This window comes from Bacillus sp. CCB-MMP212 (assembly GCF_022748145.1).
GTDB classification, from domain to species: Bacteria; Bacillota; Bacilli; order Bacillales; family Bacillaceae_G; genus Bacillus_A; species Bacillus_A cereus.
Genome location: NZ_JALDQE010000001.1, coordinates 294,847 through 316,090, shown reverse-complemented (window position 1 = coordinate 316,090; position 21,244 = coordinate 294,847). Strand labels below are relative to the sequence as shown.

The following is a 21,244-nucleotide window of genomic DNA, read 5'->3' as shown; positions in this document are numbered from 1 at the left end:
CAAAGCCTAACGAGGCAAAGGAGAAATGACAAATGATGAACTCAATTAAAAACTTATTAGGTGTAAACACAAAGGTTAAGTCTCAGGAGAACGCTGATAAGGAATTGGCTAAGGTGCAAGCTCAAGAGTCAGACCTACAAGGCCAACTAGCTCAGGCACAATCTAATCAGGCTAAAATCCAACAAGCTCTATCTGTAGTGGAGGCTAACTTAGTAATTGATGAGAATGACAAACAAGCTCTAGCTCAACAAAAGAAAGCTCAAAGCAAGCTAGATGATTTAGCTAAGGAGATCGAGTCTACACAAGAGAAGTTAGTGGAGGTAGCTGAGAAGAAACAGTTAGCTATCAGAGAAACGTTCCGATCTCGTGGAGACTTAGCTCGTAAGCATAACGTAAAGGCTCGCCTATCAGTGGTCGCTCCAGCTCGTATCAATAAAGCATTAGGAATAGAGGAAGATGTCTTTAAGTTTAAATCAGTACCAGTAGAGTCTAAAGATTTAGCTACAGAGTACGGCTTTGGAAACACACAGAGCCTAGCTCCTATAGCTAGTCTACGAGATGAAAATCAAAATGAAGACTTCAATGAGATAGTGCGTATGAACGATGAAGATTTCAAACAAGCAGAAGAGCAAGCTGAGACTATTGCTCGAGAGATTGAGGGAGCTATTAAGAGTATATTCGAAAAGAATGGCATTGAGTTATATCATCAAACATTGATTAACCTATCTCGTATCTAAGCGAGGCAGGATATTATATAGCATTACCTAGAGATGGATGCTGAGTTGGTAACCGCTGAAACCAGACTACACAGGTGGAGGAAGCCAGCTCGGTGAATTGTCTCCACCGGAGATCTACACAACAGACAAACGGCCACAACACAACAGGTGGCTTTCTGATAAGTATACAAGCGAGGAGGAAACTAATATGAATGCAAAGCAACAAATGAAAGATATGCAATTGAGAATGGAAAGACGATTCGAGGAGTTCGCTCAGAAGTTAAACAAGGCTGAGAAGAAATTAGCTGAAGAGAAGGCGACTCATGAGAAGAACAAGAAGGATAAACTTAACAAGGAACACCAAGAGGAGTACGATAACTATCTCATTAGCATTGGCAAGAAGAAAGCTCCTAGTAAGATGACTCCACAGGAACAAGCAGAGTACGACAAATACGTGGCCTCACTGGGTTTAGGTCAAAAGAGGAAGTAAGATGGCTAACCCAAGGAAACTAAAAGCAGGACTCAGAGAGTACATAAACGATATCAGAGATAGGATACGTAGCGGTGAACTCCTGAGAGATTCTGACGAGATGAAAGAAATTAAGAAGGTGTTGAAGGCTGAAATGACTATCTGTGGAGCTGTGACTGGGAGTGGTCGTGTTTGTTCTACGACGCCATCTCACAAGAACGGTCGTTGTATTGTCCATGGAGGCAGAAGCACAGGAGCAACTACAGAGGAGGGAAAACGAATGAGGGATATTAATTTAGAGAAGGGTAGAGAGCCTATTCATGGGTTGTACTCAAAAGACTTCTTAGCAACTCTCACTCAAGAGGAGAAGGACTGGTATAGCGATATGATGGAATGGTACAAGAATAACTATGAGGACTTAGACCCACTAGACATTTCTAAGATTGACCTAGCTCTCATGAATACAATTAAGAGCTGGCGCAAGAATGGCAAGTCTATGGATTATGCGGTCAATGAGAAGGTCTCAATGGTTGACTTCGAGGGACGCCTGATTAGATTGATGGATGACCTTGGAATGTCTCGTAAGTTCCGTAAGTCTAGGGAGAACGCTAGCAATGCTAACAATGTGAACATCTATAACCAACTGTTTGATAACTAAGAACTAGTGAGGACGGATCTCTCTAACCTACTTTGCAGGTAGGCTTATTTGTCGTTCTCATAAACATAAGGATGTGATTACTAAGTGGCCTCAGTAATTGATATTATAATTCAAGCTCAAGATAGAGCTAGCAGTCAGTTTAGACAAACCTCTTCGGAGGCTAAGAAGATGGCAGCCATCATAGGCGGTATCACGATAGCAACAAGCGCAATGACTCCAGCTCTGTTAGGTGGTCTAGGAGCAATCGCCTCTCTATTCGGTACTGCCGGTATAGCTGCAGCTGGGTTTGGTGCTCTAGCGTTTACTACGATAAGTAAAACCGTAGAGACAGCAAACCAATTAGAGGAAGCCCAACTCAAGGCTAACGCAGCCCTGATAGCAGGTGACACCAAAGGTTATGCCAAACAGATGGCTCTGGTGCAGGCTATCATGGAAGATCTCACCGAGGAAGAAAAGAAAGCTGTAGTAGCTATTAACAACCTCAGTGATGCTTGGCGAGAGATGGAAAATCAAATGGCTCCTACTACGTTAAACCTCATAGCTAACTCCACAGATTTTCTTCGATTGACAATGACTAAATTGTTCCCTTCTTTCCAAGGAGTCGGACAGTCCTTCTCAAATATGATAGGAAAAATGAACGAAGGTATCACTCAAGGTAAAGCTGATAAGTTCTTCGAGCATATGAACACCTTCGCGGTACCAATGTTCGAAATGGTAATGAAATCTGCTGGTAATATCCTCAAAGGATTCAGCGACATCATGATAGCATTCACTCCTCTAGGTATGGACTTAGGGAATGGCATGGTAGATCTGACTCAGAAGTTCGCTAACTGGGCAGCGGGGTTACAATCGAGCACAGCCTTCCAAGACTTCGTTAACTTTGTTAAGACGAGTACGCCAGTCATTATGCAATTCATAGGCAACTTAGTATTAACTCTGTGGGATATCATCCAAGCGTTAGCGCCGGTATCTATACAAGTATTCGAGTTAGCTAATAGATTCATGGAGTGGGCTAGGGAGTCAGGCGCTCTTGATACTGCTTTAGGTCTAGTGAGTGATGCTATCCAGTTCGTAGTGGATAATGCTAATTGGCTAATCCCTCTAGTAGCTGCTCTCTGGGCAGGGTTCAAAACATTCAGCATTCTTATTAGTGTAGCTACATGGATTGATGATACAGGAAAGGCTATCAATAAGGTAATCGAGATAGGTAAATTGTTTGGCTCATGGATACTTGACGCTATCAAGTTGCTAGGTCGGTTGAGTATGACACTGTTGGCTTCTCCTTGGTTCTGGGTAGTAGCAGCTATTGCAGCAGTGATTGCTATTGGCGTTCTCTTGTATCAAAACTGGGATGAGATTAAGAAGTACGCTCAAGAGTTATGGGACAAGGTTAAGGATGCTTGGAACGGAATGACTAAGGCTATTGGAGATGCTCACGACAAGATGATTCAAGCTGTTAAGAAATGGTTTGATGATACAAAACAGAAATGGAATGACACGGTAGAGAACGCAAAAAATAAAGCTCAAGAGATGAAAGACAAAGTAGTCGCTAAGTACGAGGAGCTTAAGCAGGCGGCTATCCAGAAGATACAGAACCTCCTTCAAGACAACGCTAACAAATGGAGTAGTTTAGTTAACGATGCTAAGGAGAAAGTGTCCAATATGAAGCAAGCTGTAGTAGATAAATTCAATCAGCTTAAGACTGATGCAGTTAACAAGCTACAAAGTCTACTGAGCGACACTAAACAGAAGTTTAACGATATGGTTCAAGCTGCTAAGGATAAGATAAGTAGTTTCAAACAAGCTGGTACAGACATGCTAGCTCGCTTTAAGGATGCTGTAGTAGATGGATTTAACAAGTCTATGGACTCAGTCTACAAAGGTGTTAACAACATGGTTAAACAAGTGAAGGAGTTCTTAGGAACATTCAAGGATGCTGGTAAGGGACTATTGAGTGCGTTCACTGATGGCGTTAAGAGTGGTATCCAGAAAGCTAAGAACGCTGTCTCTGATGGTATGGCTGCTATCCGAGCTTACTTACCGTTCTCCCCTGCAAAGAAAGGGCCACTTAGTGACTTAGATAAATCAGGTGAAGCGTTCTTCCCTACGTGGTATGAAGCGGCATTAACTCAAGTGAGTTCGATGCAACGAGCAGTAGGATCTGCCTTCTCAGGAGTAGCCAAAGAAGCTAATGTTGCACTAGCAGGCACAGGCTTAGAGCAATTCACAGGAGGCAAAACTACACTGACGATCAGCCATAAACATGAGCACACTATCTCTGGTGAGGTAGACGTTAATGGAGAACAACTCAAGGCAACTGTAGAGCAGAAGGTAACACAGACAGCTAACGAGCAAGGCTATGTAGGAATGAACTATGGTAGCTTAAACCAAGCTATCAGACAATACTAGAGGAGCTTCGGCTCCCTAGTTTTTCTAAGGAGGATGATTAATGACAATGAAATACTTTTCTATAGAGGTAGCCTACAGTCAGAACCAAGAGTTATACACTGTGAGTCATATGTGTTCTACGAAGGATAACATAACAGAGGTAATGAAGGCTACAGGTGAGGCTATTAGGGGTGCTTACGAGGGAGCAAGCAAGCTAACTCAATTGGTGCTTCAGAGTGTAGAGCCTAGAGAGATCAGCGAGATAGAGTATAAAAGGCATTCGCTCTCTAGAGAAGGCAAGATGAAACTAAACTTACAGAAAAGGGGTATCATCTAATGAACTATTACCAAGTGAATGTCAACTTTATTGAGAACGGTGAGCATATGGAAACTCAACAGTGTGTAGCTATGTCAGGTAACCCTGTATTAGCCGCAGTACAACTGAGAGGGAATACAGAGAGGTTAGTAAGAGAAGCTATCGAACCGCTAGGGGGTACACTCAACAGTGTTCGTACTTGTAAGGTGTCAAGAAAGCAATTTGAATTAAACAAAGAACTAGTAATCCTAGAGGGAGGGAACTAATATGGCTTCTGATTTAAGGTTTAAAGATGGCATAAGGGAGACGGACTTTAGGTACGAACTCCTAGATACAAACTTCAATGTAATCAGAGAGTTAAACAATATAGAGTCAGCTACAGTTAACTACTCAGCCTTCGCTAACATACACCGCACGGCAGACTTCCGTTTCCGAGAAGAGACGCTACCGGATACATACAGTGCGATCACCACAGGAGATACATTCACTACACTAGATTTCCCTATGAGGAGCTGGACAAAAGAGTATAACACAGTTCTCCAAGGTGACCAGCTCATTCCAAGGAAAGAAGTAATGGAAGACTGGAATGGTGACTTCGAGGGGGAAATTATAGGTGGACAATATAGGTGGGGTTGGAGAGCGTTTAGACCAACAGGCTTAAATAACATCACTTATGATCCATATGCTCAAGGGGTTATTAACAACGCTATGGGTATGTACAAGAACGATACATCTTTTAAATACTTTGGTATCCACTCTGAGAAGAAGCTATCGAGAGTAGTAGGTAGGACTTACTATTATGCGTTTGTCTCTAAGATGAGACGAGGAGGCGCAGAAGATACAGTCAACTCACCTAACGTTTGGTTTGTGCCTAGTAGCTCCAGCTCGACGAATGACTGGGGAGGTAAACACTTATCGACTAATCACACTAGCACCGTGCTAGGTAACGGATGGAAGTTGTGGATTGGGAGTTGGACAATGCCTAGTGGATTCTCCAGTGATAGTCCTTTCATTCACATGGCTATTGGCTATGAGGACGGAGGAGCAATCTATGAGATGTGGATTGATAGCGCTTGGGTTCGCGAAGGAGGAGGGCAACCTTTCACGTTCTTGCAGAATGCCTACTCTCCACAGTTCAAGATAGACAACACTAAGGTAACTAATGGAGTAGCTCCCAAGTTTAAATCAGCTAAGTTAATCTATGACCAAGTAGTAGGCCAAAGGAATCCTGCCTCTGGAGTCAATGTCCCTACAAGCCGACTCTTTGCGAGAACGAAGGTAGGCACTGGAGCATGGTCTAGCTGGCAGGTATACAATAGTGGACAAACCCTAGCAGGTATCCCTAACGGTACGACTGCAAAGGATATCCTCGTAGAACTAAACTGGGAGTTTAACCGTCTCAGTATGTCTGATGATTATCCACGAGCTAGTATGATTAAGATTGAGGTACTCTATGAAGAACAGAGTAAACCACCTCTCAAAGATACAATCGACTACAGGAAGAATTTCATTAAGCCTTATATAAGATGGAACCAAGGAGGAACTTGGCAGGAGGCACCTCTAGGAATCTTCATGATGAATAGTCCTAAACGTGTTGACAATGGAGTCAGTGTCTTTAGAGATGTACAAGGATACGATTTACTATCTCTGTTAGATCAAGCTAAGGTAGTTCATCCATTCACTCTTAAGCCTGATACAACTTACGGTTGGTCAAAAGTGATTAAGGATATCCTCACAGGAGTAGATACACAAGTAGCTGTTAAGTTTGGATACAACTTCCCAGCGGCTAAGGTGGATGTCCCTCTAAGCAATAAGTCCTCAACAGGTAAACCTCGTATATACCAAGCTGGTGAGAGTTGGCTCAAGGTATTGAATGACCTAGCTAGTTGTATTGGCTACCAAGCATTACATGTAGATGAGGAAGGAGTCATTCACTGTCTCCCCTATGTGAAGCCTGCTGAGAGACCAGTTACTAAGACTTATGAGGACGACAACTTGTCAGTAACCTATATAGAAGCTGAGGAAGAGTACGACATCTACAATACACCTAACGTATTTGTGTGTACCCAACAGGCTGACACTGAGGGAGTTCGCTATTACTCTAGATTCTATAACACTAACGAGGGAAGCCTAACGAGCATACCTAACGTAGGGCGCTATATTGTAGACTACAGAGAAGTAGACAACATAGACGATCAGGGTAACCTTGACCAGTATTGTACTCGTGTAGCTGTAGAAGCTAGTCAGGCTTATGGCAAGATGGAATTTAAGACGGCTCTAATGCCTGGTCATACTCACTTTAATGCTATGAAGATTAAGTATACTCCATTAGCTGTAGACGATGTATACACTGAGACAGGATGGTCTATGGATCTGACTAACGGAGGAGTAATGACACATATTGCTAGGAAGGTGATTAAGATATGACGAATATGAGACAGCAAGAATTAGAGTTTATTAACAACCTGTCTACTAAGCTAAGAAACAGCAACAGAGATCACAACATTATCGTAGCCCACACAGCAGAGACTCTAACGTCCGACTCTACTAAGACAAGTATCCTAGTGGACTTAGATACCTTTGGGGGAATGCCTACGGTGGTTGAAGTCAAGTTGACTGAGTGGGGAAGGCAAGCTCTGAGAGGAAAGATATCTGGCCAACGAGTGGTACTAGGAGCCTTCGGTAACTTCTACGCTGTGTTAGATGTAGTCCTGTAAGAGATGAACTAATGAGCCTAATTCAATCAGAGGAAGTGATCTAATGTGGTAAGACTAGAAGACCGATTCAATAGCCTGCTCCAAGAGGAAGATAAGAAGCACGAGAGGCGAGCTAAGGAGCTATCCGAGTTAGAAAGCAAGATAGATAAATATCATAATGACCTCAAAGAGATAAAAGAGATAGATGAAATAAGGTGCAAGATGAACAATGGCTACCTCAAGAAGCTAGGCTTTCCTCCGGATAACAAGTGGGATGTAGTTAAGTCCTACTTGTATATCTATGGTGGGATGTTCCTGCTAGCTGGTGCTGTTTGGTTTGGAGGAGCTATATTGTTTGCTGCTGTAGTCGTTCTCTATGAGCTAGCTATAGGAGTGTGATGAGATGGACAAGTTAGCTATAGCGGTATTCCTGTTAGGCTTTTTGTACGCTTTAGTGATGAGTCTATAAGAGGAGGTAATGTCGATGAGTGATCTCCACAGAGGAGTCTTGGTAGGCGCGCTCTTTAATACTGTCTTTTGGGTAGCTTTCATATGGCTGTTTGGTTAACTGAGGTAGCTTCTATCCCGAGGAGCTACCTATTTTTATGGCCGTAGGGGTAGGTGTCTCTGGGGAAGGTAGGTTTACAGAGAGAATGCACATTGGTAACATCGGGTGTAACCCCAGTAGGCCAATCTCATAAAGGGTATTTACATGAGCACAAGTTATAATTTCAATTACCGTAATGATAACCCTGAGGAAGAAAACAAAAGAGCCGACTCAATGAGAGCCAGCTCGGAGGGGAGTGTTCTAGAGATTTTAGTTTATCCCCCTTAGTTATTATCTTCTCGATCCCATACTCTTAGTTTACCCTTTTCGAATACCATTACTGCAAAGTCAATCTCACCAGTTTCCTCACCGTCACCATCATAAGTTACGTTGGTGTAGCCATTAGAGTTGGTACGCTCTCCGTTACCGCCCACGAGATCTGCAACCTCTGAGAGCGTCATCCCTTCCTCTAGAGAGTTATACTCATCTTCGGAGATTGTTGAACTGTTGCAGGCGCTCAGCAGGATAATACTGGATAGGAAAACAACCATTCGTTTTTTCATTGGTATTCCTCCTCAGTTAATTCGTTTAAATTAAAACTAAGAGTTTTAGAGATTCTGCCAGCTCGTAAGATAACTACATACGTAAGGCCTAGTTGGAATGTATCTACTTTGCAAACTTTATTAGTGATACGAGATAGTGAGTTTAGTGTTAATACTCAACGGCTTGTTACCTCATTAGTCACTCGGTTGTACGTAACTTTTCTAATCTTACTTATGTGGTTCATGTTCAACTTAGCTTTCTCACCTGTCAATTGATTGGTCATTGTATGAGCACGTCTGTCTGCTTCTCTGTAGCTCCAAACCACCTTGAGATCGGACATACCAGTTACTATCCAGCGTTCACCATCTAAATAGAACTCAGCACCACTAACAAGTCTGTCTTTATGGGTTTGTATGTCACCCTTGAGCTGGCTGAATAGGTTCTCTCTTTCACATTTCTCCCATGCTAGTACTCGTTTGAATAAGTTCATTTGAGTTCCTCCTTAGTTTGGTCTTCTTCTAAATCCATAACCACCATAGCCACAGTCATTCCGATTATTCCTAAGACAGTCAATACAGTATATGCCATTAGTTTGCCTCCTCATTCAACTCTTGTAGATTGAAGTTAAGAGTCTTGAAGATTCGTCCTGCTCTCAGGACTACTACATATATGATGCCTAGTTGGAATGTATCTACGACACACTCATTATCAGTGATACGAGATAGTGCATCCTGATAATGAGATACTAATGTGTCGATCTCGTGCATAACAATATCCTCTTTAGTTACCTGTACAGTTGTATTCATTGATATTCCTCCTAGTGTTTTATGAGATAGGTGAAGCTTAGAAGTTAACGATTAAGTAACAGACTAAGTATCCAGCTCCAAACAAGAAAGCTGTAGAGCCACTAACAACAACGATGGCTTCTCTTAGTTCTTCGTTCATGAGATCGCCTCCTATTGAGGTCGAACCTTTACAGCTATTCCTACTCATGCTACTATGGAGGGAGAGCCTGTATTGGTTCGACTGAATTGCATAGCCTTATCTAGCCACTTTCTCAGGGTGTTCGCTAGGTAGGGCTATTTGTGTTTACTTATCCACAATGGATTTGCCTGCATTGATACGCTCAAAAGATAGGTCTACTAGTTCCTTGCGTTTACTCGGTGGTAATAACTTGAGGGCGCTGAACAGTTTGTAGAACCTCTGTGCCTCTTCGATTGAATCTAGGGAGTAGGCGTCCATAATCTTAGTGAAGTATCTCAGTTGTTTCTCTTGCAAGTTTGTCACCTCCCTTGCTTGAAATCATCTTAACACGCCTTCGAGAAGTTGCGCAACCCTTTTGTTAAACTTTTTTTTCGCACTCGATATACAGTAGCTGTCTGGGTACCATTAGAGCTCGGAAGACGTATTTTCCTCACAGAGTTCACACGAAGACTGTACAGGCAAGTTAACCTGTTTAGGTACAAACACTAGTGTATACTTCGCAGAATCTCATACAAGGGAATCTGAGAGGTCATTCTTTGCCGTTACAAATCTTAACGGGTAATCAATCGAGCATATGCCTGATGAGATGCCAGCTCACTTAGTTTTACTAAGTCACCTATAGATTGTACCCATAGAGGTAGGACAGGAACCAGATTGAATGCCTACCCAGTATCCAATCGAGCATATACCAGATAGCTCCACCTCTAGTGTAAACTGAGATAGGACAGCAACCACATAGAAAGAACTATTACTCATAGTAATCCTACTGAAGGAAATTAAACAGACGACACTTAAGAGAACGCTGTGCTTGTGTTAGCTTCTGAGTCACAACTCCGTAGAAGTACCCAGTGAAGTCACGCACATGCTTAACCTTAGATGCCAGCACACTAGCTCGTATTGATGAGACGGCGATCTCTGTTAGTTCCGCCAAGTCAGGTGCATGTTTACGTGCTGCTAATTGAACACGGCTCCATAACTTGTACACTTTAGTTGCATCAAAGAAGGAGATAGCCAAGCTAGCGAACTCAGTAGGAACATCAGCAGCAATTAAGTCATCTATGCCTAGATCGTCTACGTATGTATTATCTTTAGAGCTTTTAGTTTTGTAAGTAATTGTATCTGTACGAGAAGGATGCTCCTCAATGTACTCAGGAGTAGGCTCTGCAGATTCCTCACAAGGTGACTTAGCAAGGTGACTCTCATAGGGATTGATCACTGTTATTGAAGCGCTATAGCCACCCTTAACAGGCTTGAATTGGTTGATGCGAGTAATGATTCCTAGCTCAGATAAAACCTTTAGAGCACGCTGTATAGTGCGTTTAGAGTATCCTGTGAGGTCAGCTATAGAGTCTACTTTGAGGTAGCTAACTCCTATGAATTTGCATGAGTAACAAGCAAGCTTCCATAACACTGTGTACTCTGATTCTTTAAGTTTGTACGCTGACAGGTATTCACTAATAGAATTGTCCATCTCAGTAATTGAATTAAAAGATTGGTATTTTCGTAGCTCCTTCATAGTAAACAATCTCCTTAATAGGAGTTACTTGCAGAGTGTACCTTAGGATAGTACAATATAAGCAAATAGCTCCATAGTTATTTTGTGAAAGAGTCCTGTCTGGCCGCCAAACTAGAGCAGGGCTCTTTTGTATTTACTTATAGGTCAAACCTATTGAGAGGGTTATACTTATCATTGGATTCAGCTAACGAGTTACCGAAAGCATGTAGGTAAACTTCAGTAGTTCTTATCTGGGAGTGATGCATAAGTTTACTCAATGTGTATATATCCATGCCAGCTCTTAAACAGTTGCTCGCATAGGTATGTCTAAACATGTGAGCTGTAGTTTTGAAACCCATGCGTAAAGATAGCCTAGTGAACATTAACTTGACAGCATTCACCGTGAGTGGGCTACCTCTGTGGTCATTAAACACATGAGCAGGCAACTTAATGTAGTACTTCTCACAGAATAATCTCCACTCGTACAGCTCACGAGCCACCTTATCCGTTAACGGAGTAGACAGGCTCTTACGATTCTTCCCGAAGATAGTGATAGTCTTATTGAGTAGATCTACGGAATCCCACCTCATGGATACCAGCTCGCCTAGTCTTATGCCTGTACCAGCGAGGACGACTATCACGGTATGACCTCTGTAGCTATACAACGTGTTTTCTCGAGAGCGCATCCTCCTGTAGTATCTAAGCATTTGCTTTATTTGTTCATCGGAGTACACCTTGATGGCCTTGTCCGTCTTAGCAGGCTTAATCTTGTTAGTGGGATTGCTACGAATCTCTATAATGTCCTCATCCTCTAGGTATCTAAAAAATGTTTTCAAGTGCTGGAGCTTACCATTACGAGTAACTACTGTGTTTCCTCTCTCCTTGGAACAGTAGAGGAGGTAGCCCTTTATAACTTGCGGAGTAATATCCTCGATGTTAATGATCTCCTTCTCAGCAACGAGCCAGCGAGAAAACTCATTGAGTGTATCTCCGTAGCTCTGTATTGTCCTAGGAGCTAGCCCACTGAGTTCTTTATCCTCTAGGTAATCCTTAATCATAAATCTAAGTAGTGCCATTTAGCTTCCCCCTTGAGTACGCACAAAAAAAACCACCTCCATAGGCTACCTGTGAGTAACCTAGAAAGTGGTCTCTTGTGAGAATATTGTTTCTGTCATAGACAACCATTCAGCTTGACCTTGTGAGGCTTGTCCTGCCTCGGGTGAATTAACTCGCCTGTCCTACCATAGCGGATAATGAATTTTCAGCGGAAGTAGAGGCGGATGCGATGATCACGTCATCTTTTTCAATATAGTATGTGCGTCCTGTATTTGTTTCGATAGCCTGCCTTAATATTTTCTCTGATTCATTGGTAGTCGGAAATTCAGCGATGTCACTTCGTAATTTCATAATTCGTTCTATATCATCGAGTGAGGCAAGTTTAATTGTTTCATGAATTGGTGTGCTAGGTAAGTTGTTGTCATTTAGACATTCGCAAAAATACATTTCATTTTTATTACCTAGTTGTATATTTGAAGCAGTTTCAAATCGTTCTACGATAGTTGACTTACCAGAGAGTTTAAGTGGCTTATATGCGGAAAGAAGTGCCTCATAATCAGTGGTAATAAATTCTTCTTTACTATAGGGTATAAATGAATCGTGGAATCGGAGTAGAATTGATTTTAATGTTCCATTCTCTTTAAATACTCCCCATAATTCTTGAAAATCTGTGTCATAACCGAAAGCTTCAATATCTCCAATAATAAACAAGTTAAGGGCTGCTTCTTCTTTTAGGTAAGCGAATACTTGTTCATGATCTTTCTTTGTTAATTTTCGCATCATAACGAATCGACCTCTTTTTTTATTTTTCTAAATATTACAACTTAAGTTTTTTGAAATCAATATAAAATTTTATGTTTAGTTCACAAACTTTCGGAAAAACTAGGAAAGATATGACAAAGGAGGTTATGAACGGTGGATCATCCAATTCAAGGGTTAATGAAAGCAGCAATGGAAAATTTAAAAGAAATGGTTGATGTAAATACGATTGTTGGAGAGCCTGTTCAAACGGCTGACGGTGGTGTGGTGTTAACGGTTTCTAAAGTAGCGTTCGGTTTTGGAGCAGGAGGTTCTGATTTCCAAACGAATGATGGACAAAGAGCGAACGGTAACCCTGCATTTGGTGGCGGTAGCGCGGGTGGCGTTTCGATTACACCAGTAGCATTTCTTGTGGTAAACAAAGATGGCGTAAACATTCTTCATCTACAAAATGCGACACATTTAGCAGAAAAAATGATTGAATTAGCTCCACAAACAATTGATAAAATTCAATCGATGTTCCAAAAAGATGATAAGAAAGAGGGAAATCATCATCCTCAAAACCCTGATGAAATCCTTTAAAAACGCCTGCTTATGAGCAGGCGTTTTTTCTTGTAATCACTATGTAATAAAACACATGAAATTGTAAATAGTTTTTGAAGTTTTTTCTATGTTTCTAAAATTTTTCATGTTAAAATATGCTATAGAATTGAAACATATAAAACGAAGGTGGCTAGGTGCTTTGTCTGGAGGATCTGACCAAGTAAAGAATATGATATATATTAATGGTAATCGTCGAGGTCATTGTTTTATTACATCAGGAATTACGTTTAAAGAGTTTGCGAGTAACATCCCTTCACCGCTTCATCAAGTGTTGCTTTTGAAGCACAACTTTGAATGGACGGATTTTCATTATCATACTTTATTTGAATATGTTGAGGAAGAAAATATACATAAGTTAATTCAAGCAGAGATTGATGAATTTGATGAATTTTGTTGGGTAGATTTTGATGATGCAAGCGATTTAGATGAATTAGAGCCGAAGGAAATTGCAGAATTATTATATTTGGCTCACAAAAAAGAACCACTTGCAAGAACATTCTTTCCGTTACTGAAAAATAGATTTGTTTATTTTTCACATGATGACGGCTGGTACAACAAAGTGTATTATCGTAGAATTGCTGACTTTGTAGGAATGTTAAGTAAAGTCATTCCGTATAAACTCGGTGCTTTCGGTAAGAAACGTTTTTCTTTCTTCCAAAAATCAAAAATTTTCCCAGCAATTTCAAAAGAATTGATCATGGGACTTATTCCACTAATGGAAGATGGTCTTTACATTGATCTAGCAGGAAAAATTGAGTCAAGAAGAGGTCTTGAAATTCCGGTATATGTAGTTGGTTCGTATGAAAGTACGGATGAGGTGCTAGATAATATCGATGAATTGAAAGAGGAAGCAACAGAAACAGGTTGGCTCATTTTTGATAAGAAAGAACAAGAGTGGCAATGGGTTGTTGACTAAGAAAACTTGGCGCATGAAGTCAAGTTTTCTTGTCATTTGAAAGGAGTACAAATGAAGAAATATTATACAATTGTGGGTATTGTAAGTATTATTCTCGTGGCAATATTACTTATAACTTGTCCGAAAGAATCAGATTTTAAAGTGTATGTAGAGGATAAGTATGCGTTGAATTGTAATGAGAGTAGTTTTGAATGCACGCAAAATGTAGATGGTAAAAAAGAAAAACTACAATTTGAAAGTACAGATGCACGAAATGGTGTATTCTTTATGACTGTAAAGCAAACATTTAAAACAGAAGCTGGTGTTTCAAAAGAATATAGCGGAGTAGGAATGTTTGGTACATTTCTTTTTGTTTCAGAGAAGACTTTCTAGTAATAGAAGGTCTTTTTTTTATGCTTATGTTCATATAGATGAAGTAAGACAAGCATAGGAGGGATAGCGATGAAGAACACATGTATCGTTTGCGGTGGTGAGGAGTTTTTTTCCTCAACATTATATGCACGTACGAAACAAGATTGGGCATATGCACCAAACATGTATCGGTTTGAAAAAGTATTTATTGAGCATCGAGATGAAGAAAATTATCCAGTGTTTCAAGAAATTACAGCGAAACATTGTTGTGGATGCGGTCATATTATGTTGTATCATGAATGAACACACCAAGTATAACTTGGTGTGTTTTTTTAAAACGCTGACAAAGCAAGCGGATAAAGTAAAGTAAATAAAACAGAAAAACTACCAAAACCAATTGCTGTATATCCAAGTGTTCTTGCTCCGAAATTGACAGCTAATAGGCCAACTAAAATTGCTAGGGAGCCGAGCGTAACTGGATAAAAAGCAATGGAGAATAACGAAAGAAATAAAGCGACATAGCCTACCATTGCGCCGGTATTTGTACCTTCTATCTCATTTGCAATTTCTTTACGCTTATGTCTAATTGGAATGCCAGCTGGTGATATTTCAGCAGCATACTCTTCGTTTTTTTCACCACTTTTAAAATGATGATTTCTCTTTCTTCGCATGTACATCCCTCTCTTTCAATTGGGTGTATCTATAGTATCTTTCAAAATGAGAAGAGCATGAGTATGAGTTAAACCCAAGTAAAGCAAAAAATGGAGAATACGTATTCCATCGTTAACATATCCATTTCCTATTGAAGATAAAGTGCGGGATTTTTTCCATCACGACTGATTATCAGCCAGCAACAATTGGATTTTTATGAGCAGTTCTCTCCCATTAACTGGTCCGCATCCATTGAATTTTGAGGTAGGTGTCTTACTGCAAGCAGGATAAAACAGGAATTTTGGAAAATGATGTAGAATGAAATGAACGATAATACGTGAAGGTAGGGGAATGTATGACAACATTTAATTGGCATGAATCAGCAGAGAAGAAATGGGATAGTAGTGCGGAGTTTTGGAATAAAAATAGTCAGGAAATGTGGGATAGCGGGAGTAGGAGCACAATTATTCCGTTTTTTGAACAATACGTAAAGAAAGAAGCACAAGTGCTCGATGTTGGTTGTGGTGATGGGTACGGTACATATAAATTAAGTAGCGCAGGCTATAAAGCAGTGGGAGTAGATTTATCGGAAGTGATGATTCAAAAAGGTAAGGAGCGCGGAGAAGGACCAAATTTATCTTTTATAAAAGGAGATCTTTCTGCATTACCATTTGAAAATGAGCAATTTGAATCAATTATGGCAATTAATTCTTTAGAATGGACGGAAGAGCCATTACGAGCGTTAAATGAAATAAAGCGTGTGTTAAAGAAAGATGGATATGCATGTATTGCAATTTTAGGACCGACAGCAAAGCCACGAGAGAACAGTTATCCTCGCTTGTATGGAAAAGACGTTGTTTGTAATACGATGATGCCTTGGGAATTTGAACAGTTAGCGAAAGAACAAGGTTTTAAAGTTATAGATGGCATCGGCGTATATAAGCGCGGAGTAAATGAGAAGATGTTAGGTCAACTACCTACAGAGTTACAACAATCGTTAACATTCTTATGGGTATTTATGTTAAAAAACGTATAAAGAAATGAAAGAATTTTTAGGAGGTAAATAAGTGCAGAAAATACAAAAAACTGATACAATATCATCAGAACCAATTAAAGGGGGACTAGGGTATATGACAACTACTACAACAGTGAAATCCGATATTGAAATCGCACAAGAAGCGAGTATGAAGAAGATTCAAGAAATTGCAGCTGATTTAAATATTTTAGAAGATGAATTAGAGCCATACGGGCATTATAAAGGTAAGTTATCTCTTGATATTTTTAAGCGCTTACAAGATGAGAAAGACGGTAAAGTTGTTTTAGTAACAGCAATTAACCCAACTCCAGCTGGAGAAGGTAAATCAACAGTAACAGTTGGTTTAGGTCAAGCTTTTAACAAAATTGGTAAGAAAACAGTAATTGCACTTCGTGAACCATCTCTTGGACCGACGATGGGATTAAAAGGTGGAGCAGCAGGTGGCGGTTTTTCACAAGTCGTACCAATGGAAGACATTAACCTTCACTTTACTGGAGATATCCATGCGATCACAACTGCCAATAACGCATTAGCAGCGTTTATTGATAATCATATCCAACAAGGAAACACACTTGGAATTGATACGCGTAAAATTGTTTGGAAACGCTGTGTTGACTTAAATGATCGTGCCCTTCGTAACGTAGTAATTGGTCTTGGTGGACCTGTACAAGGTGTACCACGTGAAGACGGTTTTGACATTACAGTCGCATCTGAAATTATGGCCGTATTCTGCCTTGCAACAGATATTCAAGACTTAAAAGCGCGTCTATCTCGCATCGTAGTTGCTTATAACTTTGCAAATCAACCTGTAACGGTTAAAGATTTAGGTGTAGAAGGTGCGTTAACGCTATTATTAAAAGACGCATTAAAACCAAACTTAGTACAAACATTAGAAAATACACCAGCTATTATTCATGGCGGACCATTTGCGAATATTGCTCACGGTTGTAACAGTGTTATCGCTACGACAATGGCAGCAAAATTAGGTGATTATGTTATTACAGAAGCTGGATTTGGTGCTGATTTAGGCGCTGAGAAGTTTTTAGATATTAAAGCTCGTGCAGCTGGCATTAAACCAGAAGCAGTTGTTATTGTTGCGACGATTCGTGCGCTTAAAATGCATGGTGGCGTAGCAAAAGATCAATTAAAAGAAGAAAATGTAGATGCATTAGCAAAAGGTATGGAAAACTTACAGAAGCATGTTGAAACAATTCAAAGCTTTGGTGTGCCTTTCGTAATTGCAATTAATAAATTCATTACAGATACAGATGCAGAAGTTACATACTTACAAGAGTGGTGTAATGAGCGTGGCTATGCAGTATCCTTAACAGAAGTTTGGGAGAAGGGTGGCCAAGGCGGAGTTGACCTTGCTGAAAAAGTACTAAAAGAAATCGAAAAAGGTGAAAACAACTACGCACCACTTTATGAATTAGAATTACCATTAGAAGAAAAAATTCGTACAATTGCTCAAAAAGTGTATGGCGCAAAAGATATTGAATTTGCTCCGAAAGCACGTAAGCAATTAGCTCAATATGAAGGAGAAGGTTGGAGTAACCTACCAGTTTGTATGGCGAAAACACAATACTCTCTTTCTGACGATGCAACAAAATTAGGTCGTCCATCTGACTTTATCGTTACAATTCGTGAGTTAAAACCATCTATCGGTGCAGGCTTTATCGTTGCGTTAACAGGTACAATGTTAACAATGCCAGGTCTTCCAAAACAACCAGCAGCACTTCAAATGGATGTAAATGAAGATGGAAAAGCAGTAGGTTTATTCTAAAAGGTTGTAATTCATCTCGTTTATCTGTAAACTATATATACATCAAGTGGCGCCTTTCCATCGAAAGGCGCCTGTTTTTTGGAGGAAATTATGTTTGATCCAACTGCTTTTGACAATTTAAAAGTAATCGTAGAAGGTGCTGTGTATGATTTTGATCTACATGGAGATATTCTTGTAACAGATCGAAAAGATATGATGGACCTTGCCTCATTAAGTCGTATATATCATATCTCATTTCAATTAACAGAACCGTTCGAACCATTAGTAGAAGCAACATTTTCATTATCTGTGGATGCAAAGAACTTGTCTGGTGAAATACTAGAAGTGCCTCAGTTTACACCAGGTTGTGAAATGAAGCTAGCATTTTCATTCCCGTTAGAACAACCAGAAGTAGGATGCGAAGAAATTGAAACTTTAATGCGTTCTATATGGGGAAAAGAAAGAATGATTATGCAGAAAGTTTCATACGAATATAATAAGCAAGCGATTTCATATCATAATAAGGTAGAGGTTCTATTTCAAAAAGCGATTACAGAAGACCATGTTGATGATTTAATAGCTGTTATTTCACACATGATAGAAACGGTGCGAACAATACAGCATTTTCTTCAAAAATAGAGATAAAGGAGAAAAACAAATGATAAAAGATATGCAACCATTTTTACAAGAAGCTTGGGAGAAGGCTGGTTTTAAAGAATTAACTGAAATTCAAAAACAAGCGATTCCAACTATTTTAGAAGGACAAGACGTTATAGCTGAATCTCCAACTGGAACAGGAAAAACATTAGCGTACTTATTACCCCTTTTACATAAAATTAATCCTGAAGTAAAACAGCCACAAGTTGTTATTTTAGCTCCAACGCGTGAACTTGTAATGCAAATTCATGAAGAGGTTCAAAAATTTACAGCAGGAACTGAAATTTCAGGTGCATCTTTAATTGGTGGTGCAGATATTAAGCGCCAAGTTGAAAAATTAAAGAAACACCCAAGAGTAATTGTCGGTTCACCAGGCCGTATCTTAGAATTAATTCGTATGAAAAAGCTAAAAATGCATGAAGTAAAAACAATTGTATTTGATGAGTTTGATCAAATTGTAAAGCAAAAAATGATGGGTGCAGTGCAAGATGTAATTAAATCAACGATGCGCGATCGTCAATTAGTATTCTTCTCGGCGACAATGACAAAAGCGGCAGAAGATGCGGCACGTGATTTAGCAGTTGAACCACAATTAGTACGTGTAACACGTGCAGAATCAAAAAGCTTAGTTGAGCATACGTATATCATTTGTGAGCGACGCGAAAAAAATGATTACGTAAGAAGAATTATGCATATGGGCGATGTAAAAGCAGTTGCTTTCTTAAACGATCCATTCCGTTTAGATGAAATTACTCAGAAATTGAAATTCCGTAAAATGAAAGCAGCGGCTCTTCATGCAGAAGCAAGTAAACAAGAGCGTGAAGCAACGATGCGTGCTTTCCGCGGTGGAAAATTAGAAATCCTACTTGCTACTGATATTGCAGCACGCGGTATTGATATTGATGATTTAACACATGTAATTCACTTAGAATTACCAGACACAGTAGACCAATACATTCACCGCTCAGGACGTACTGGACGTATGGGTAAAGAAGGAACTGTCGTATCTCTTGTAACTCCACAAGAAGAGCGCAAATTACTACAATTTGCGAAAAAACTAGGCATCGTATTTACGAAGCAAGAAATGTTCAAAGGAACATTTGTAGAATCGAAGCCACCAGCACCTAAGAAAAAGAAACCAGCATTTACTGGGAAGAAAAAGCCTAGATAAATAATGGGGAAGGCGTAACTATTTGTAGTTACGTCTTTTTTATTTGCAATTGAATAATACAAGGAGTTTTATTAATGATTATTGAAATGTATCTATTATCACTTTTTTAATCAACATATGTACAAGGAAGTAATATAAAAAAAGTCGAATATTAAACTGATGCGAAATGATAAAAAGAAGGTTCATATATGGATAGGAAATTAGGAATGTTTTTGAATACGAAACATATTGAAGTAAACGAAGGAATACAAAAAGCAAGGGAATGGGATTTAGAATATATTCAATTATATGCTATGAATAAAAACTTCAACTTAGCTAATATTCCAGTGGTAGAATGGACTGCTTTAAAGAAAAGCTTATCTTTTAATGGAATAAAGATTCCATCATTAGCAATTAGTTTTGGAGAAAATGGAATTACAGGAACAGAAGTTGACAGTACAATAAATCAGATTAAATATATTACTGACAGAGGTTTGGAGCTGGGAGCAAAGATCATAACAGCTCATATTGGGAAAGTTCCAGATGATGAAAAAAGTGAGTGCTATGATAAAATGATACGGGTTTGTTATGAGATAGGAGAATTAGCATTCAAATTTGGGGGAGTCTTTGCTATTGAGACAGGATCTGAAAAAGCAATAGTATTAAAACGATTTTTAGAAAATGCAAACTCGAAAGGACTAGCTGTTAACTTTGACCCAGCAAATTTAATAAGTGATGTAAATGAAAATCCGTTAGAAGGTTTATTACTATTAAAAGATTATATAGTACAAACTCATATTAAAGATTGTAAAGAAGTGAAAAGTAATAGTTCAAGTAAGTATATAGAAGTAGCAGTAGGAAATGGTGAAGTGGATTTCGATATATTCTTCAAAGTATTAGATGAAATTGGATTCGACGGATATAACATGATTGAAAGAAACAATTATTTTGACGAACTGGATGGGATGAGTCAGTCGATAAATTTTGCAAAGAAGTACATACCAACTCAAAAGGAATAACGATACCAGCTGTAGAAAGCTACATAGAATGTAAAAAAACAATAGGAGGAATAGAAATGATTCATAAAGTAGGACAAATTATGTTATATGTAAATAATCAAGATGAGGCAGTAAATTTTTGGACGGAAAAGGTAGGGTTTCATGTAGTTGCGGAGGAAGATAACAAGCAAGGAATGAGATGGATTGAAATTGCTCCAACTAACGGTGCTGAAACGAGCATTATATTACATAATAAAGAAGTTATTTCGAAAATGAGCCCAGAATTAAATCTTGGTACACCGTCCTTAATGTTCTTCTCAGAAAATCTGGATCAATTATATGCAGGTTTAAAAAATAAAAAAGTTACTGTTGGAGAAATGGTAACTATGCCTTCTGGTAAAGTGTTTAACTTTGCTGATAGTGAAGGGAATTATTTTGCGGTTATGGAGAAGAATCAATAATAATATTGCTATGTGAAAATCCCCCTCAAATA

Annotated in this window: 25 protein-coding genes and 1 pseudogene; 18 read left to right on the top strand and 8 right to left on the bottom strand. The window is 39.4% G+C overall.

Translation table 11 applies throughout. The features are described 5' to 3' along the window. Nucleotides 1-32: 32 nt before the first annotated feature. From MRP26_RS01580 to MRP26_RS01545, 8 genes are all read left to right on the top strand, one after another. Nucleotides 33-737 carry a hypothetical protein gene (locus tag MRP26_RS01580; protein ID WP_242805892.1) on the top strand — a complete coding sequence of 235 codons (705 nt, stop codon included), beginning with the start codon at nt 33-35 and terminating at the stop codon, nt 735-737. A gap of 187 nt (nt 738-924) precedes the next feature. Beyond that, nucleotides 925-1,206, top strand: coding sequence for a hypothetical protein (locus MRP26_RS01575; protein ID WP_061663707.1), 282 nt, complete (start codon nt 925-927; stop codon nt 1,204-1,206). Between the two features lies 1 nt (nt 1,207). After that, nucleotides 1,208-1,843 (top strand): HGGxSTG domain-containing protein, encoded by a 636-nt coding sequence (locus MRP26_RS01570; protein WP_242805890.1) that lies wholly within the window; start codon nt 1,208-1,210, stop codon nt 1,841-1,843. An 84-nt stretch (nt 1,844-1,927) separates the two neighbouring features. Further along, complete coding sequence (locus MRP26_RS01565; protein WP_242805888.1) at nt 1,928-4,252, top strand: phage tail protein; 2,325 nt, start codon at nt 1,928-1,930, stop codon at nt 4,250-4,252. A gap of 40 nt (nt 4,253-4,292) precedes the next feature. Continuing rightward, a complete protein-coding gene (locus tag MRP26_RS01560; RefSeq protein ID WP_242805886.1) occupies nt 4,293-4,568 on the top strand; it encodes a hypothetical protein in 276 nt (91 codons plus the stop codon). Next, nucleotides 4,568-4,813 (top strand): hypothetical protein, encoded by a 246-nt coding sequence (locus tag MRP26_RS01555; RefSeq protein WP_242805884.1) that lies wholly within the window; start codon nt 4,568-4,570, stop codon nt 4,811-4,813. The genes MRP26_RS01560 and MRP26_RS01555 overlap by 1 nt, the downstream gene beginning before the upstream one ends. 1 nt (nt 4,814) lies before the next feature. After that, nucleotides 4,815-6,974 carry a hypothetical protein gene (locus MRP26_RS01550; RefSeq protein ID WP_242805883.1) on the top strand — a complete coding sequence of 720 codons (2,160 nt, stop codon included), beginning with the start codon at nt 4,815-4,817 and terminating at the stop codon, nt 6,972-6,974. Nucleotides 6,975-7,309: 335 nt separating this feature from the next. Then, nucleotides 7,310-7,642 (top strand): hypothetical protein, encoded by a 333-nt coding sequence (locus MRP26_RS01545; RefSeq protein WP_242805881.1) that lies wholly within the window; start codon nt 7,310-7,312, stop codon nt 7,640-7,642. A gap of 432 nt (nt 7,643-8,074) precedes the next feature. Here the strand turns inward: MRP26_RS01545 and MRP26_RS01540 are convergent, their stop codons facing one another. The 7 genes and pseudogenes from MRP26_RS01540 to MRP26_RS01510 all read right to left on the bottom strand — a co-directional run. Next, entirely contained in the window at nt 8,075-8,353 is a 279-nt protein-coding gene (locus tag MRP26_RS01540) for a hypothetical protein (protein WP_197233723.1), read from the bottom strand. Nucleotides 8,354-8,508: 155 nt separating this feature from the next. Further along, nucleotides 8,509-8,823 (bottom strand): hypothetical protein, encoded by a 315-nt coding sequence (locus MRP26_RS01535; RefSeq protein WP_242805880.1) that lies wholly within the window; start codon nt 8,821-8,823, stop codon nt 8,509-8,511. Nucleotides 8,824-8,920: 97 nt separating this feature from the next. Next, nucleotides 8,921-9,139: a hypothetical protein gene (locus MRP26_RS01530; protein ID WP_242805879.1), complete on the bottom strand. Its 219-nt coding sequence runs from the start codon at nt 9,137-9,139 to the stop codon at nt 8,921-8,923. A 283-nt stretch (nt 9,140-9,422) separates the two neighbouring features. Beyond that, nucleotides 9,423-9,620 carry a hypothetical protein gene (locus MRP26_RS01525; protein ID WP_240517818.1) on the bottom strand — a complete coding sequence of 66 codons (198 nt, stop codon included), beginning with the start codon at nt 9,618-9,620 and terminating at the stop codon, nt 9,423-9,425. Nucleotides 9,621-10,080: 460 nt separating this feature from the next. Then, nucleotides 10,081-10,833, bottom strand: a complete 753-nt coding sequence (locus MRP26_RS01520) for a helix-turn-helix domain-containing protein (protein WP_098834575.1) — start codon at nt 10,831-10,833, stop codon at nt 10,081-10,083. Between the two features lie 137 nt (nt 10,834-10,970). Further along, nucleotides 10,971-11,888, bottom strand: coding sequence for a tyrosine-type recombinase/integrase (locus tag MRP26_RS01515; protein WP_197233719.1), 918 nt, complete (start codon nt 11,886-11,888; stop codon nt 10,971-10,973). A gap of 163 nt (nt 11,889-12,051) precedes the next feature. Further along, nucleotides 12,052-12,651 (bottom strand): annotated as a pseudogene (locus tag MRP26_RS01510) (GNAT family N-acetyltransferase); the annotation flags it as partial. A gap of 132 nt (nt 12,652-12,783) precedes the next feature. On the opposite strand from MRP26_RS01510, the gene ytfJ reads away from it, so the two are divergent. The 4 genes from ytfJ (at nt 12,784) to MRP26_RS01490 (ending at nt 14,800) form a co-directional block, all read left to right on the top strand. Further along, the gene (gene ytfJ / locus MRP26_RS01505) at nt 12,784-13,209 is read left to right on the top strand and encodes a GerW family sporulation protein (RefSeq protein ID WP_197241103.1); all 426 of its coding nucleotides are present in this window, start codon (nt 12,784-12,786) and stop codon (nt 13,207-13,209) included. A gap of 160 nt (nt 13,210-13,369) precedes the next feature. Continuing rightward, nucleotides 13,370-14,146, top strand: a complete 777-nt coding sequence (locus MRP26_RS01500; RefSeq protein WP_000014087.1) for an oxalate:formate antiporter — start codon at nt 13,370-13,372, stop codon at nt 14,144-14,146. Nucleotides 14,147-14,197: 51 nt separating this feature from the next. Beyond that, a complete protein-coding gene (locus MRP26_RS01495; protein WP_000761184.1) occupies nt 14,198-14,518 on the top strand; it encodes a hypothetical protein in 321 nt (106 codons plus the stop codon). A 69-nt stretch (nt 14,519-14,587) separates the two neighbouring features. Next, complete coding sequence (locus MRP26_RS01490; RefSeq protein WP_000798747.1) at nt 14,588-14,800, top strand: hypothetical protein; 213 nt, start codon at nt 14,588-14,590, stop codon at nt 14,798-14,800. A 29-nt stretch (nt 14,801-14,829) separates the two neighbouring features. On the opposite strand, the gene MRP26_RS01485 is transcribed toward MRP26_RS01490, so the two are convergent. Further along, nucleotides 14,830-15,168, bottom strand: a complete 339-nt coding sequence (locus MRP26_RS01485; RefSeq protein ID WP_001253201.1) for a hypothetical protein — start codon at nt 15,166-15,168, stop codon at nt 14,830-14,832. Nucleotides 15,169-15,503: 335 nt separating this feature from the next. Between MRP26_RS01485 and MRP26_RS01480 the strand changes: the two genes are divergently transcribed. The 6 genes from MRP26_RS01480 (at nt 15,504) to MRP26_RS01455 (ending at nt 21,212) form a co-directional block, all read left to right on the top strand. Further along, nucleotides 15,504-16,184 carry a class I SAM-dependent methyltransferase gene (locus MRP26_RS01480; RefSeq protein WP_000206577.1) on the top strand — a complete coding sequence of 227 codons (681 nt, stop codon included), beginning with the start codon at nt 15,504-15,506 and terminating at the stop codon, nt 16,182-16,184. Between the two features lie 94 nt (nt 16,185-16,278). After that, a complete protein-coding gene (locus tag MRP26_RS01475) occupies nt 16,279-17,967 on the top strand; it encodes a formate--tetrahydrofolate ligase (RefSeq protein WP_014482011.1) in 1,689 nt (562 codons plus the stop codon). Nucleotides 17,968-18,057: 90 nt separating this feature from the next. After that, complete coding sequence (locus MRP26_RS01470; protein WP_000460216.1) at nt 18,058-18,585, top strand: hypothetical protein; 528 nt, start codon at nt 18,058-18,060, stop codon at nt 18,583-18,585. A 19-nt stretch (nt 18,586-18,604) separates the two neighbouring features. Next, complete coding sequence (locus tag MRP26_RS01465) at nt 18,605-19,774, top strand: DEAD/DEAH box helicase (protein WP_000588597.1); 1,170 nt, start codon at nt 18,605-18,607, stop codon at nt 19,772-19,774. A gap of 188 nt (nt 19,775-19,962) precedes the next feature. Next, nucleotides 19,963-20,772 (top strand): sugar phosphate isomerase/epimerase family protein, encoded by an 810-nt coding sequence (locus MRP26_RS01460; RefSeq protein WP_069355476.1) that lies wholly within the window; start codon nt 19,963-19,965, stop codon nt 20,770-20,772. Nucleotides 20,773-20,828: 56 nt separating this feature from the next. After that, on the top strand, nt 20,829-21,212 hold the full coding sequence (locus MRP26_RS01455) for a VOC family protein (RefSeq protein ID WP_075717268.1): 384 nt from the start codon (nt 20,829-20,831) through the stop codon (nt 21,210-21,212). The last annotated feature ends 32 nt before the right edge of the window (nt 21,213-21,244 follow it).

Coding starts and splice junctions, on each gene's coding strand:
- MRP26_RS01580 (WP_242805892.1), top strand. CDS start 33: ATGATGAACTCAATTAAAAACTTATTAGGTGTAAACACAAAGGTTAAG.
- MRP26_RS01575 (WP_061663707.1), top strand. CDS start 925: ATGAATGCAAAGCAACAAATGAAAGATATGCAATTGAGAATGGAAAGA.
- MRP26_RS01570 (WP_242805890.1), top strand. CDS start 1,208: ATGGCTAACCCAAGGAAACTAAAAGCAGGACTCAGAGAGTACATAAAC.
- MRP26_RS01560 (WP_242805886.1), top strand. CDS start 4,293: ATGACAATGAAATACTTTTCTATAGAGGTAGCCTACAGTCAGAACCAA.
- MRP26_RS01555 (WP_242805884.1), top strand. CDS start 4,568: ATGAACTATTACCAAGTGAATGTCAACTTTATTGAGAACGGTGAGCAT.
- MRP26_RS01550 (WP_242805883.1), top strand. CDS start 4,815: ATGGCTTCTGATTTAAGGTTTAAAGATGGCATAAGGGAGACGGACTTT.
- MRP26_RS01540 (WP_197233723.1), bottom strand. CDS start 8,353: ATGAAAAAACGAATGGTTGTTTTCCTATCCAGTATTATCCTGCTGAGC.
- MRP26_RS01535 (WP_242805880.1), bottom strand. CDS start 8,823: ATGAACTTATTCAAACGAGTACTAGCATGGGAGAAATGTGAAAGAGAG.
- MRP26_RS01530 (WP_242805879.1), bottom strand. CDS start 9,139: ATGAATACAACTGTACAGGTAACTAAAGAGGATATTGTTATGCACGAG.
- MRP26_RS01520 (WP_098834575.1), bottom strand. CDS start 10,833: ATGAAGGAGCTACGAAAATACCAATCTTTTAATTCAATTACTGAGATG.
- MRP26_RS01515 (WP_197233719.1), bottom strand. CDS start 11,888: ATGGCACTACTTAGATTTATGATTAAGGATTACCTAGAGGATAAAGAA.
- MRP26_RS01495 (WP_000761184.1), top strand. CDS start 14,198: ATGAAGAAATATTATACAATTGTGGGTATTGTAAGTATTATTCTCGTG.
- MRP26_RS01490 (WP_000798747.1), top strand. CDS start 14,588: ATGAAGAACACATGTATCGTTTGCGGTGGTGAGGAGTTTTTTTCCTCA.
- MRP26_RS01485 (WP_001253201.1), bottom strand. CDS start 15,168: ATGCGAAGAAAGAGAAATCATCATTTTAAAAGTGGTGAAAAAAACGAA.
- MRP26_RS01480 (WP_000206577.1), top strand. CDS start 15,504: ATGACAACATTTAATTGGCATGAATCAGCAGAGAAGAAATGGGATAGT.
- MRP26_RS01475 (WP_014482011.1), top strand. CDS start 16,279: ATGACAACTACTACAACAGTGAAATCCGATATTGAAATCGCACAAGAA.
- MRP26_RS01470 (WP_000460216.1), top strand. CDS start 18,058: ATGTTTGATCCAACTGCTTTTGACAATTTAAAAGTAATCGTAGAAGGT.
- MRP26_RS01465 (WP_000588597.1), top strand. CDS start 18,605: ATGATAAAAGATATGCAACCATTTTTACAAGAAGCTTGGGAGAAGGCT.
- MRP26_RS01460 (WP_069355476.1), top strand. CDS start 19,963: ATGGATAGGAAATTAGGAATGTTTTTGAATACGAAACATATTGAAGTA.
- MRP26_RS01455 (WP_075717268.1), top strand. CDS start 20,829: ATGATTCATAAAGTAGGACAAATTATGTTATATGTAAATAATCAAGAT.